Source organism: Roseibium sp. LAB1 (assembly GCF_054658235.1).
Genome location: NZ_BAAGIB010000002.1, coordinates 108,312 through 120,888, shown reverse-complemented (window position 1 = coordinate 120,888; position 12,577 = coordinate 108,312). Strand labels below are relative to the sequence as shown.

At 60.0% G+C, this 12,577-nt stretch carries 12 protein-coding genes; 7 read left to right on the top strand and 5 right to left on the bottom strand.

Features of this window, described 5'->3' with window-relative positions; translation table 11 throughout:
- Window positions 1–93: 93 nt before the first annotated feature.
- The 3 genes from preA to ACYQ54_RS10585 form a co-directional block, all read right to left on the bottom strand.
- A complete protein-coding gene (preA, locus tag ACYQ54_RS10595; protein WP_460081930.1) occupies window positions 94–1,407 on the bottom strand; it encodes an NAD-dependent dihydropyrimidine dehydrogenase subunit PreA in 1,314 nt (437 codons plus the stop codon).
- 75 nt (window positions 1,408–1,482) lie between these two features.
- Window positions 1,483–2,829, bottom strand: a complete 1,347-nt coding sequence (locus tag ACYQ54_RS10590) for an NAD(P)-dependent oxidoreductase (protein WP_460081928.1) — start codon at window positions 2,827–2,829, stop codon at window positions 1,483–1,485.
- A gap of 373 nt (window positions 2,830–3,202) precedes the next feature.
- Window positions 3,203–3,457 carry a hypothetical protein gene (locus ACYQ54_RS10585; protein ID WP_460081926.1) on the bottom strand — a complete coding sequence of 85 codons (255 nt, stop codon included), beginning with the start codon at window positions 3,455–3,457 and terminating at the stop codon, window positions 3,203–3,205.
- 502 nt (window positions 3,458–3,959) lie between these two features.
- Between ACYQ54_RS10585 and ACYQ54_RS10580 the strand changes: the two genes are divergently transcribed.
- Complete coding sequence (locus tag ACYQ54_RS10580; protein WP_460081925.1) at window positions 3,960–4,757, top strand: creatininase family protein; 798 nt, start codon at window positions 3,960–3,962, stop codon at window positions 4,755–4,757.
- A 13-nt stretch (window positions 4,758–4,770) separates the two neighbouring features.
- Here the strand turns inward: ACYQ54_RS10580 and ACYQ54_RS10575 are convergent, their stop codons facing one another.
- Complete coding sequence (locus ACYQ54_RS10575; RefSeq protein ID WP_460084742.1) at window positions 4,771–5,706, bottom strand: LysR family transcriptional regulator; 936 nt, start codon at window positions 5,704–5,706, stop codon at window positions 4,771–4,773.
- A gap of 178 nt (window positions 5,707–5,884) precedes the next feature.
- Between ACYQ54_RS10575 and ACYQ54_RS10570 the strand changes: the two genes are divergently transcribed.
- From ACYQ54_RS10570 to ACYQ54_RS10545, 6 genes are all read left to right on the top strand, one after another.
- A complete protein-coding gene (locus ACYQ54_RS10570; protein ID WP_460081923.1) occupies window positions 5,885–6,895 on the top strand; it encodes an ABC transporter substrate-binding protein in 1,011 nt (336 codons plus the stop codon).
- Window positions 6,896–6,969: 74 nt separating this feature from the next.
- Window positions 6,970–7,809, top strand: a complete 840-nt coding sequence (locus ACYQ54_RS10565) for an ABC transporter ATP-binding protein (protein WP_460081921.1) — start codon at window positions 6,970–6,972, stop codon at window positions 7,807–7,809.
- On the top strand, window positions 7,809–8,729 hold the full coding sequence (locus ACYQ54_RS10560) for an ABC transporter permease (RefSeq protein ID WP_460081919.1): 921 nt from the start codon (window positions 7,809–7,811) through the stop codon (window positions 8,727–8,729). Before ACYQ54_RS10565 ends, ACYQ54_RS10560 begins: the two co-directional genes overlap by 1 nt.
- Window positions 8,729–10,033: a cytosine deaminase gene (locus ACYQ54_RS10555; protein ID WP_460081917.1), complete on the top strand. Its 1,305-nt coding sequence runs from the start codon at window positions 8,729–8,731 to the stop codon at window positions 10,031–10,033. The genes ACYQ54_RS10560 and ACYQ54_RS10555 overlap by 1 nt, the downstream gene beginning before the upstream one ends.
- 2 nt (window positions 10,034–10,035) lie before the next feature.
- The gene (locus ACYQ54_RS10550) at window positions 10,036–11,442 is read left to right on the top strand and encodes an FAD-binding oxidoreductase (protein ID WP_460081916.1); all 1,407 of its coding nucleotides are present in this window, start codon (window positions 10,036–10,038) and stop codon (window positions 11,440–11,442) included.
- Window positions 11,443–11,446: 4 nt separating this feature from the next.
- Window positions 11,447–12,028 (top strand): NAD(P)H-dependent oxidoreductase, encoded by a 582-nt coding sequence (locus tag ACYQ54_RS10545; protein ID WP_460081914.1) that lies wholly within the window; start codon window positions 11,447–11,449, stop codon window positions 12,026–12,028.
- Window positions 12,029–12,049: 21 nt separating this feature from the next.
- Here ACYQ54_RS10545 and ACYQ54_RS10540 read toward each other — a convergent pair whose 3' ends face one another.
- Entirely contained in the window at window positions 12,050–12,454 is a 405-nt protein-coding gene (locus ACYQ54_RS10540) for a RidA family protein (RefSeq protein WP_460081912.1), read from the bottom strand.
- Window positions 12,455–12,577 lie beyond the last annotated feature (123 nt).

Sequence of the window (12,577 nt, the reverse complement as noted above, 5' to 3'; positions counted from 1 at the left end):
CCGATTATGAAACGCGAGCAACAAAAGCGCGGACAAAAAAACGCGGGCAAGGGAGGATCCTGCCCGCGTTGAAGGTGACCGCCGGAGCGTTGCCTATTCGGCTGCTTCCGTGACGGCCATCGGGTTGTTCGGATGCGTCGTCCAGTTGGCGTAGTCTTTTTCGACCGGCTTCTTGGTCCGCGGGTCGATACTGCCGGCAGCCATGGGCTCCATGGTGATGCAGTTCTCGACCGGGCAGACATTGACGCACAGATTGCAGCCGACGCATTCCTCGTCGATCACCTCGAACTTGCGCACCCCGTCGACCATGTTGGTGATTGCCTGGTGGGACGTGTCCTCGCACGCGATGTGACAGCGGCCGCATTCGATGCACAGATCCTGATTGATCTTTGCCTTGGCGATGTAGTTGAGGTTGAGGTACTGCCAGTCGGACACGTTGGGCACCGCGCTGCCGACAAACTGGTCGACGGAGGTGTAGCCTTTGGTGTCCATCCAGTCGCTGAGGCCTTCGATCATGTCCTCAACGACGCGGAAGCCGTAGGTCATCGCCGCTGTGCAGACCTGCACCGAGCCTGCACCAAGCGCCATGAATTCAGCTGCGTCGCGCCAGGTGGTCACGCCGCCGATGCCGGAGATCGGCAAGCCGTGGGTTGCCGGGTCACGGGCGATTTCAGCAACCATGTTGAGCGCGATCGGCTTCACTGCCGGGCCGCAGTAACCCCCATGAGCACCCTTGCCGTCGACGGCGGGCGACGGCGACATGATGTCGAGATCGACCCCCATGATCGAGTTGATGGTGTTGATCAGCGAGACCGCATCGGCACCGCCGGCCTTGGCCGCCTGGGCCGGCTTGCGAACGTCGGTGATGTTCGGTGTCAGCTTGACGATGCAGGGCATGCGCGAATGCTGCTTCACCCAGCGGGTGACCATCTCGATATATTCCGGCACCTGGCCAACGGCGGAGCCCATGCCACGCTCGCTCATGCCATGCGGGCAGCCGAAGTTCAGTTCGACACCATCGGCTCCGGTCTCTTCGACCTTCTTCAGGATGTCGATCCAGTTCTGCTCTTCGCAGGGTACCATCAGCGAGACGACAAGCGCACGGTCGGGCCAGTCGCGTTTCACCTGCTTGATTTCGCGCAGGTTCACTTCCAGAGGCCGGTCGGTGATCAGCTCGATGTTGTTGAGGCCGATCAGCTGGCGATCCTTGCCGTGGATCGCGCCATAGCGCGGGCCGTTGACATTGACGACCGCCGGATCTTCTCCGAGCGTCTTCCAGACGACGCCGCCCCAACCGGCCTTGAAGGCCCGGACGACGTTGTATTCCTTGTCCGTCGGCGGCGCGGAAGCCAGCCAGAACGGGTTCGGCGATTTGATGCCGATAAAATCAGTACGCAAGTCAGCCATGGTGGCTCTCCCTCAAATCGGTGGCGCCGAGCGCGTCAGCTGCTGTCGGGCGCTCAGGTTTCAGGCGCGCAAGTCTCAGGCGGTCAGGGCAGCGTTTATGCTTTCGGCGGCAATCTTGCCGTCCTCGACGGCCGCGACCGTCAGGTCTTCGCCGCCCAGCACGCAGTCGCCGCCCGCCCACACGTCGGCAAGGCTGGTCTTGCGGTCCGCATCCACAACGATCTTTCCCTTTTCAAGGGTCAGCGCGTCGCCGAGATCCGCTTGCACCAGTGTCTGGCCGACAGCCTTGAACACCATGTCCGCAGGCAGGGTGATGACTTCACCGGTACCGGTCAGGGAACCATTCTGCTCCTGGGTCCGCTCCAGTTCAATCGCGGTAATCGCACCGTTTTCGCCGACAAGACCTTTGGGCTGTGCCCAGGTCATGATCCTGACACCGCTGGTCTGCGCCAGTTGCTGTTCATAGTCGGAAGCGTTCATCCGGTCCTGACCGCGGCGATAGGCGATCGTGACGTCTTCCGCACCCAGCAGTTTGGTCTGAACCGCAATGTCGACCGCGGTCATGCCGCCACCAATCACCACGATGCGCCGTCCGACCGGCAGTTGCGAGAGATCTTTCGACTGGCGAAGGTCGGCAATATAGTCGACGGCGTCGATGGAGCCGCTCTTGTCTTCGCCATCCAGTCCGAGTGCATTGACGCCGCCAAGGCCGATGCCGAGGAAGACGGCATCATATTCGGCGCGCAGGGCTGCCAGATCCAGATTGTCGCCGAGACGCATTCCGGTTCGGACCTCGATGCCGCCGATGGAAAGGATGAAATCCACTTCCTTCGCGGCGAAGTCGTCGACCGATTTGTAGGACGCGATGCCGTATTCGTTCAGACCGCCGGCCTTCTCGCGGGCATCGAACAGCGTGACGTCGTGTCCGTGTACAGCCAGCCGGTGCGCGCAGGAAAGGCCTGCGGGCCCGGCGCCAATGACGGCGATCTTCTTGCCGGTCTCTGCTGCGCGCGTGAAGGGCGTGGAGCTGAATTCCGACATGAAGTGATCTGTCGAATACCGCTGAAGCTGGCCGATCTTCACCGGCTTGCCTTCGGCAACCTCGCGCACACAGACCTCTTCGCAAAGCGTCTCTGTCGGGCAAACGCGGGCACACATGCCGCCCAGGATGTTCTGCGCGAAGATGGTCTTCGCTGCCCCGGTCGGATTGCCGGTCGAGATCTGGCGAATGAACTGGGGAATGTCGATGCTGGTCGGGCAGGCCTGCATGCACGGCGCGTCATAGCAGAAATAGCAACGGTCAGCCTCGACCTGTGCTTCGTGCTGGTCCAGCAGCGGGTGCAGGTCGCTGAAATTCTCAGCGTATGCGTCCTCAGGCAAGCGCCCGGCGGCAATGTCCGGGCCGGCTTTGGTCTGGGTCATGGAGATCTCCGGAAGGTTGGCGATCGTTTTCAAGGCGGCTTCCTTCGTTTGATGAGGAAGCTCGGAAATGCATTGGAAGAAAATTTGAACAGTTAGTCAAATTTTTTTTGGAATGATTAAAAACTTGAGGCAAAAAATCAGCAATAAAATTACCGGAAAAACAGCAGCTTAACACCGAAACCGACATGTGATGAAATTTGCACCATGGCGCGAAATCCGGCCTGTTGAGGGGCGGAAACCGGATATTGAAGAGTGGAAATCTGAGTGGATCAACAGACAGGAACGCCAACAGACCCCGGCGCACGCAAGCGCATCGGGGCTGTCATGACAGCGCTATTGATCAGAAGCCTACGGTTCCAGGGCAGAGCCCGGTTCAGTGCGAATGATGCGACAAACGCAAGGGCACCGTCTGACGGGTTTCGTGAACCCGCTCGGCCACATTCTGGAATGCAAGCACGAGACTGACTGCAATCAAGGTTGCCGGCCACAAGATCGATGTGATCAGCACGCCGAACAGTCGGCCAGGGGTGCTCAGTCCGCTATCGAGCAGTTCCGCAGACGACAGGATCAGAAAGACCAGCGTCACGGCGCCATAGAGCAAGGCTCCTACGAAGAACAGGAGATACATGTCGGTTACCCACCTTACATTTTACCCAATGCCGCATCCCGAGCCTCAATGCGGCGTCCTACCTTGGGCATCACAAGGCAAATCTTTGGTGTAAATGTGGCGGCTTCGCTTCTGGGTAGGTATAGGTGCGCCTAAACTTTCACCATTCTGGCAAGGCGGGTGAACCCGGAATGCAGCGCATCTCCCCGGGAAGCTCCGGCTAACTCCATGGTTAACAAAAGGTTTCCAGGTTTTTCAGTTGCGGAAAATTGAACGGTTTCAGCCTGCTTTCCGCTCCCAGCACCTGTGGACATGTTTGTGGACAGGAATGGTAACTATTTTTCGATTGAGCACGAAGAGGCGGACGGGTGTCGCCATATTTCGCTCAGGGCCGGAAAAGTGCTTGAGATCCACTGCACACAAAAAGGCAGCGGCCTGAAGACATAATGATGCTTTTCAAGTGTCGCGGACTTGCCTACCCAAATCAGGAACGCATCACGGCAACAGACTTGGGGCAGCGCCGATGGCCAAGTATTTCTTCTGGAACGAATTGAATGCCTCTGACTTTGCGGCGCTCGATCCCGACCGGGTCATTGGCATTCTGCCGACCGCCTCGACGGAGCAGCACGGCCCGCATCTGCCGATCGCGACCGACGTCGCAATCGCGCAAGGCATGCTCGCCGAAATGCGCAAACAACTGCCGGAAGATCTCGATATCCTGGTGTTACCGGTGCAGGAAATCGGCAAGGCGAACGAACATGTCTACGGGCCGGGAACGCTGTCCCTCGGCGCCGAACTGCTGATCCCGGTCTGGACCGCCATCGGCCAGAAAGTGTCTGAGGCCGGCATTCGCAAGATGGTGATCGTCAACTCCCATGGTGGCAACACCGACATCATCAGCATCGTATCGCGCGAACTGCGCGTCCGTTACGAAATGGCTGTGCTGGTGACACACTGGGGTCGGTTCGGCCATCCGGACGGCATGATTTCCGCCCATGAGTCAAAATTCGGCATTCACGGCGGTGAGGTCGAAACCTCGCTGATGCTGCATTTCCGCCCGGATCTCGTGCGGATGGACAAGGCCGAGAACTTCGTCTCCAGGGCAGAGGAGATGCTGGCAAACTCGAAGTACATTCAGCCGACGCCGCCTCACGCCCTGGCCTGGATCGCCCACGATCTCAACCCGGCCGGCGTCGTTGGCGATGCCTCCAAAGGGACGGCGGAAAAAGGGGCGGCCATCAGCGCCTATCAGGCCGCCGGTTTCATTGAGATGCTGCGCGACTTCAAGGCCTATCCGCTGGCCAACCTGTATAAGCCATAACGATCTTGAGATCTTAAACCGGCAGGCTTCCCTCCCGCTGCAATTCTTCCACCTGGGCAACGAGTTCCTGAAGCAGGAACTCGACGAAAAGGCTTGTTGCCGCGTCCATTGAAGCTCTTGCCCGCGTGAACAGCTTCATCGGCTGGTGGTGCGTCCGCGTGACATTCAGCGGACGGAAGACCAGCTCGCCCCGGCGGCATTCTGCCAGCACGTCGAGCGGGTTGAGCAGGCTGATGCCGATGCCGCGCCGGACAAGCTGGCGAACCGTCTCCGAGGAATTCGTTTCCAGGATCGGCTCCACCGGGATCGGCACCGAAGACAGCACCAGATTGATCACGTCCCGCAGGCTGGTGCCCGACTGGGCGAGCACAAGCCGTTCCTGTACCACGTCCACCAGATCGACCGGACCGGTTTCCTGCGCCAGCTTGTGGCCTGGTGGAACCACCGCGCCGATGGGGATGTCGAAGGTCGCCAGTGTCCGCAGGCCCGGCGTAGCGGCGATGTTGAAGCCAAGGCCGATGTCGACCTCGCCCGTCAGAACCGGATTGATCGTGGTCGTGCCGCCGTCGCTGCGCAGCTTGATGTGAACGCGCGGGTTTTTCTCGATGAATTTCGCAATGATTTCCGACAGGGGGCCGGAGGCGAGGCCGACGGTGGTCACCAGCGAGACTTGCCCGGCCTGAGGCATCTTCAGCGCCCTGATTCTGGTTTCAAGTCTGGCATAATCCTTCAGGACACGGCGGATATGCTCCACGCAGAGCTCTCCAGCCGCGGTAAGCCGCAGTCCACGCGGCAGGCGTTCGAACAGGGGCACGCCGAATTCTTCTTCCAGCGCAAGGATTTGCCGGTTGATGGCGGAGGAAGACACATTGAGCCGGTCAGCCGCCTTTCGAATGGACCCGCAGCGCGCGATCTCGTCCAGATACAGCAGTTTGCGGGAGTGGAGCAGGGCCAAGTTATGCCTCCTTTTTGTGCATGCGGCACAATTGATCGTCAGAAATGGTAGCGATGACAATAAGGCATCGCTGCAGGCGAATTTTGATGCTTTTCAACGCGCGCTTCAAGGGCTCAAATATTTTCGGAAATGTGCGGTTTCACGGTAGTTTTGTTTTACTGGAGGGTACGAAATGACAGTTTTCCCGTCTGCGAAGACGCTTCTCGCGGCAGTTCTTCTCACCGGAACCGCCACTCACCAGGCAATGGCTCTGGATGAGGTCAGCTACGGCACCAACTGGCTGGCGCAGGCAGAACACGGCGGTTTCTACCAGGCCGTTGCCGATGGCACCTACGAGAAATACGGCCTCAAGGTCACGATTGCTCCGGGCGGTCCGCAGGCTGCCAACGATGCACTGCTGATCTCGGGCAAGATTGATTTCTACATGGGCGGGACGCTGAAGGGCTTCGACTACGTCAAGGAAGGCATTCCGCTGATCAACGTCGCCAGCATCTTCCAGAAGGATCCTCAGATCCTGGTTGCTCATCCGGATCAGGGCATCGAGAAGTTCACGGATCTTGCCAAGCTTGAAACCATCTACATGGGCAAGGACGGCTACGTCACCTATTTCGAGTGGATGAAGAAGAACTTCGAGGGCTTCTCCGACGCCCAGTTCAAGCCCTACACCTTCAATCCGGCACCGTTCATCGTCGATCCCAAGTCCGCGCAGCAGGGCTATCTCACTTCGGAGCCCTACGAAATTGAAAACCAGGCAGGCTGGGCGCCGAAGGTGTTCCTTCTGGCTGATGAGGGCTGGACGCCCTATTCGACCATGATCACCACCTCCAAGGCGCTGGTCGAGGAAAACCCGGACCTGGTGCAGCGGTTCGTCGATGCCTCCATCGAGGGCTGGTACAACTATCTCTATGGCGACAACGCCGCGGCAAACGAGCTGATCAAGAAAGACAATCCGGAGATGACCGACGGTCAGCTCGCCTATTCCCTTGGGAAGATGAAGGAATACGGCATCGTTGATTCCGGCGATACGGAAGAAAAAGGCATCGGCTGCATGACCGACGAGCATTTCAAGGGGTTCTTCGATACGCTCGCATCGATCGGCGTCGTGGATGCCTCCCTTGATTACAAGCAGTCCTACACCACGGACTTCGTCTGCAAGGGTGTCGGCCTCGACCTGAAGAAATAAGGCCGGTTCCGGCAAACACATTCCGCTTCGCGCCGCGGTGCGCGGAGCGGCCGTCTCCAGATGCAGAGTAGAGCATGGTCATCGCCGAACAGGGCAGCGCAGAAACGAAGACGCCGTCGGTCCGCAAAGTGAAACAGTCCCGCCCCCTGGTGGCGATGGACAATGTTTCGAAGGTTTTCTCCAACGGAACGCTCGCCTTGTCCGGCATGTCGATGACGGTTCGTCCGGGAGAATTCATCAGCCTGCTGGGGCCGTCCGGGTGCGGCAAGTCGACTGCCCTCAGGATCATCGCGGGTCTGGGTGGCATTTCGGAAGGCGATATCGACTGGCCCAGCTTCCGGATCAACTCGAAGGGCCTGCCCGACGGCGACATCAGTTTCGTGTTTCAGGAACCGACGCTGATGCCCTGGCAGACCGTGTTCGGCAATGTCTATCTTCCTCTGCGGCTCAAGGGCATTTCGAAAAAGGCAGCATCCGAACGGATCATGACCGCGCTGGAAAGCGTGGGACTGAAGGATTTCGCCGATGCCTATCCGCGCGAATTGTCCGGCGGCATGAAAATGCGTGTCTCCATCGCACGTGCACTGGTGACCGAGCCCAAGCTGCTGTTGATGGACGAGCCCTTCGCGGCACTGGACGAGATAACGCGCCAGAAGCTCAATGACGACGTGTTGGCGCTCTGGAAGGCCACCGGCATCACGGTGATCTTCGTGACCCATTCCGTCTATGAATCCGCCTATCTGGCGAACCGGATCGTGGTGATGAAAGCCCGGCCGGGCCGGGTCCATTCGGACTTCCCCCTGCACACCAGCCTGGAGCGGGACGCACAATACCGCACCTCCGAGGAATACAGGCAAGCCTGCGCGGAAGTCTCCGCCATGTTGTCGGAAGCCATGGGAGGCGAGGAGCACTGATGACCGCACCCGCGAATGACACGCTGGCACACGTCAGCGCCCTGCAGGAAACGGACGGTAAGGCGCAAGCCACCGGCAAAAAGTCGCCATCTGCAGCCAAACTGCCGACAAAGGAAAGCGCTGCGGCGGCCAAGCGCCGGGATCGCATCCTGACAGTGCTGGTTCCGATTGGCGTGATTGCCACCCTGATTGCTCTCTGGCAGATCATGGTCACCGTGAACGACATTCCCCACTACATTCTTCCCGGCCCTGGGCTTGTGGTGAAAGCACTGATGTCGGACTGGCCGATCCTTCTGCCAGCCCTTTGGGTGACGACGAAAATCACCCTGGCCTCACTCGCCCTGGCGCTGATCGGCGGCGGTGGCATGGCGATCCTGCTCGTCCAGTCCCGCTGGATCGAAACGGCGCTCTATCCGATCACGGTTATCCTGCAGGTCACACCGATCATCGCCATCGCGCCGCTGATCCTGATCTACGCACCGTCGACCCAGTCAGCGCTTCTGATCTGCGCCTTCGTCGTCGCCTTCTTTCCGATCCTGTCGAACATGGTACAGGGCCTCAAAAGCGTCGATCACAACCTTCTCAACCTGTTCGAACTTTATGGAGCCTCGCGCTGGCAGACGCTGATCTATCTGAAGCTGCCGGCCTCGCTGCCGTATTTCATGACCGGCCTTCGCATCGGCGGTGGCCTGGCACTGATTGCGGCGGTCGTTGCGGAATTCGCTGCCGGATCGGCGGGGGCGGGCTCGGGTCTTGCTTTCCGTCTTCTGGAATCTCAGTTCCGGCTCAATATTTCGCGTCTGTTCGCGGCACTGTTCCTGCTTGCCAGCCTGGGTGTGCTGATCTTCGCTTTGACGTCCTTCATCTCCTGGTGGACACTGCATCGCTGGCACGAAAGCAGCCTCAAGCGGGAAAACTGATGACATTCAACCTTCCCAAAGCCAGCCGGTTCGCGTTACGCGCCGCAACCCTGCCAGCCGCTGTCACGCCGGGGGCGACACTGCCTGCGCGCGAAGGGTTGTATGCGGCGGATCTGATTGTTGCAGATGGCCGGATCGAAGCCGTTCTTGCCGCGGGGGAGGCTCCTGCGGATATCGACGGCATCGATCTGCAATGGCGCATGGTCTGGCCCTGTTTCGCCGACATGCACACTCACATCGACAAGGGGCACATCTGGGACCGGCAACCCAATCCGACGGGCGATTTCGACGGCGCGCTTGCCGCCGTCCGGGCCGACCGGGAGGCGAACTGGACAGCCAGCGACGTCGAAACACGCATGGATTTTTCCCTGCGCTGTGCCTACGCTCACGGCACCAGCCTCCTGCGCACCCATCTCGACAGCCTGGCGCCGCAGCACAGGATTTCCTTCGAGGTTTTCGCCGGCATGCGAGAGCGCTGGAAAGGCCGGATCGCCCTTCAGGCCGCTGCCCTGTTTCCGATAGATGCCATCGATGACGACGCTTACTTCTCCGACCTTGTGGAGGTCGTCGTTGCAAACGGTGGTCTGCTCGGCGGTGTCACCTTCCCGATGCCGGATCTCGACCGCAGGCTGGATATCCTGTTTCGCACTGCGGCGGACAACGGCCTCGATATCGACCTGCATGTGGACGAAACCCAGGATGCCAACGTCCTGACGCTGCTCACCATTGCGGAAGCCAAACTGCGCAACGGGTTTGAAGGCGCCGTTACGGTCGGCCATTGCTGCTCCCTCGCGCGGCAGGACGACGACAAGGCCAAGGCGACAATCGACAAGGTGCGGGAAGCGGGCCTGTCCGTCGTGTCCCTGCCCATGTGCAACATGTACCTGCAGGACAGGCACCCGGGCCGCACACCGCGCTCGCGCGGTGTCACGCTGCTGCATGAGCTGCGCGCGGCAGGCGTGCCTGTGGCCGTCGCATCCGACAACACCCGCGATCCATTCTATGCCTACGGCGACCTCGACATGGTGGAGGTTTTCCGCGAGGCGGTGCGCATCGCGCATCTGGATCATCCGCTCGATGACGCCCCCAAGGTGGTCACGAGCGGTCCGGCCGACATTCTGCAAGTCCCGGACGCCGGGCGCATTGCCGTGGGCCTTGGTGCCGATCTTGTTATCTTCAACGCTCGAACCTGGAGCGAATTTCTGTCCCGTCCGCAAGCGGACCGCATCGTGATGCGGAATGGCATGGGCATCGACCGCCGCCTGCCGGATTATTCTGAACTTGACCCGCTGACGAGAGGCTGACGATGGCCGATTACGAGACAATCAAGGCCGAACTTGATGGCATTGCGGTTGAGGACAATCCACGCCTTGTTCAGGCCAAGAGCCGCGATTTCTACTGGTATTCTCCGGTTCTGAAGGCGCAGCTCGACAATGTCACCGGCGATCTTCTGGTGTCGCCGAAAAACGAAGCCGAAGTCGTGAAGGTCCTGAAGACGGCTTTCGCCCATGGTGTGCCGGTCACGCCGCGCGGCGCGGGCACGGGAAACTACGGCCAGGCAATGCCGCTCTCGGGCGGGATCGTGCTCGACATGTCGAAGATGGACGAGGTCAAGGAGATTGCTCCGGGCCGGGTCGTTTGCGGTCCGGGCATCGTCATTGCCAAACTCGACAAGATCACGAAGGAGCATTCCGGCCAGGAACTGCGTTTCCACCCTTCGACCGCGCAGACGGCGACCATCGGCGGCTTCATCGCCGGCGGTTCGGGCGGTGTGGGTTCGGTTCACTGGGGCGGCTTGCGAGATCTCGGCAATATCCTGCGCCTGCGGATCGTCACCATGGAGGCGGAGCCCCGGGTGATCGAGCTGTCCACCTGGGACCTGCAGAAGGTCAGCCATGCCTATGGCACCAACGGCATCATCACCGAAGTGGAAATGCCGCTGACGACAGCCCATGACTGGGTGGATGTGATCGTCGGCCATGAAACCTTCATGGATGCGGTGGTCTTTTCCGACAAGCTGGCGCGCAGCAACGGGATTCTGCTGAAGGAAGTTGCTCCGATCGCCGCACCCATTCCGTTCGATTTCTTCACCCGGCACAAGCCCTGGCTGAAGGAAGGCGAGGCCGTCACCGTGCTGATGGTGGCTCCGCATTCCATGTCGGCAATGCTTGCCCTTGCCGAGCGCATGAAGGGCGAGGTCCGTTTCCGGTCAGACGAAGTGGACAGCATGAAGGGTATTCCGCATGCGTATGAGCTTGCCTGGAACCACACGACGCTGCGGGCACTGAAGTTCGACAGTTCCTTCACTTATCTGCAGACACAGTATCCGGGGCCGGACCACGTGGATCTGGTACGCAAGACCACCGAGATGTTCCCGGGCGAGATCTTCGGGCATCTGGAGTTCCTGCGGTTCGACGGTCAGGTGCAATGCTCGGGCCTTCCCCTGATCCGCTACACGACGGAAGAACGGCTCGACGAGATTATCCGCCTGCACGAGGAAAACGGGTGCCGGGTCTTCAATCCTCACCGTTATACGCTGGAAGAGGGTGGCATGAAGCAGACCGACCAGGTCCAGCTGGCCTTCAAGAAAGAGACCGATCCCAAGGGACTGCTCAATCCGGGCAAGATGATTGCCTGGGACAATCCGGACTTCGACTTCAAGGCTGGCCAGAATTATCTGTTTCCGGGCCTCCAGGCCTTTGCCGAGGCCTGATCCGATGCGCGTACTGGTTCTTCATTCCCACCCGCAAGAGCAGAGCTTCGGTCGGGCGCTCTATCACAAGACCTGCGAAAGCCTTGCCAAGGCCGGGCACGAGGTCGATGGCTGCAATCTCTACGAGGAAGGCTTCGACCCTGTCCTGTCAGCCCACGACAGGGACATCTATCACACGGTTCCGGACAATCGGGAGCTGGTCGACAGCTACTGCCAGCGCCTGCTGGCGGCCGAAGGTCTGGTCATCTGCACACCGGTCTGGAACTTCGGCTTTCCCGCCATGTTGAAAGGTTATTTCGACCGGGTCTGGTTGCCGGGTGTGTCATTTCATCTGGAAGACGGCACATTGACCCCGACCCTGCGCCACATCCGCAAGATGGCGGCTGTCATGACCTATGGCGGCAGCCGGTGGCGGGCGTTTCTGGTTGGCGATCCGCCCCGCAAGATCGTCAACCGGGTCATCCGGGCACAGATCAAGATCGGCGCGCCGGTGAAGTATCTGGCCCATTACGACATGAACAACTGCACCCCGGCCTCGACCGGTGCCTTTCTGGAGAAGGTCGGCAGAGAGATGGAGCGGTTCTGACACCGCTCCGGGCAGCCTCGGCTAAAACACCTTCGCCGCCGTCACTTCCACTTCCACCAGAAAGTCCGCGCGCGTAAAACCGCCGACCACCAGCAGGGTGGAGACCGGTTTCAGCGATCCCGTGTAGCGGTCGCGGACGGCCATATAGTCGGGAAAGTCCTCACGCCGAGTGACGAAGCCCGAAATGCGGATGACATCGTCAAAGCTCATGTCCGCTTCCTTCAGGATGGCCGCGATGGCCTCGAAGCAGATTTCGGCCTGTCCGGTCACGTCCGGCGGGATGGTGTCGTCCGGCCTTATGCCGAGCTGGCCGGAAGTCACCAGCAGGCTGGCGCCCGGTGGCACGTACAGGCCGTGATTATACTGCCCGAAGGGGGGGCGGACGGAAGGCGGATTGAAGGGTTTCTTGTCGGTTGGACCGGCCATGATCGCGGAAACTCCGAAAGTTGCATCTTGTCATGCATGTTCCGGCAAAAGGCCAGGAAAGTCATTGAAAAAATGCAGCTTTTCGAAATCTACGATAGCCGTTTCTCAGGTCCGGCGCACCGG

Bases quoted from the DNA above. Each gene is read 5' to 3' on its own strand.
- preA (WP_460081930.1), bottom strand. From the start codon at position 1,407: ATGGCTGACTTGCGTACTGATTTTATCGGCATCAAATCGCCGAACCCG.
- ACYQ54_RS10590 (WP_460081928.1), bottom strand. From the start codon at position 2,829: ATGACCCAGACCAAAGCCGGCCCGGACATTGCCGCCGGGCGCTTGCCT.
- ACYQ54_RS10585 (WP_460081926.1), bottom strand. From the start codon at position 3,457: ATGTATCTCCTGTTCTTCGTAGGAGCCTTGCTCTATGGCGCCGTGACG.
- ACYQ54_RS10580 (WP_460081925.1), top strand. From the start codon at position 3,960: ATGGCCAAGTATTTCTTCTGGAACGAATTGAATGCCTCTGACTTTGCG.
- ACYQ54_RS10570 (WP_460081923.1), top strand. From the start codon at position 5,885: ATGACAGTTTTCCCGTCTGCGAAGACGCTTCTCGCGGCAGTTCTTCTC.
- ACYQ54_RS10565 (WP_460081921.1), top strand. From the start codon at position 6,970: ATGGTCATCGCCGAACAGGGCAGCGCAGAAACGAAGACGCCGTCGGTC.
- ACYQ54_RS10560 (WP_460081919.1), top strand. From the start codon at position 7,809: ATGACCGCACCCGCGAATGACACGCTGGCACACGTCAGCGCCCTGCAG.
- ACYQ54_RS10555 (WP_460081917.1), top strand. From the start codon at position 8,729: ATGACATTCAACCTTCCCAAAGCCAGCCGGTTCGCGTTACGCGCCGCA.
- ACYQ54_RS10550 (WP_460081916.1), top strand. From the start codon at position 10,036: ATGGCCGATTACGAGACAATCAAGGCCGAACTTGATGGCATTGCGGTT.
- ACYQ54_RS10545 (WP_460081914.1), top strand. From the start codon at position 11,447: ATGCGCGTACTGGTTCTTCATTCCCACCCGCAAGAGCAGAGCTTCGGT.
- ACYQ54_RS10540 (WP_460081912.1), bottom strand. From the start codon at position 12,454: ATGGCCGGTCCAACCGACAAGAAACCCTTCAATCCGCCTTCCGTCCGC.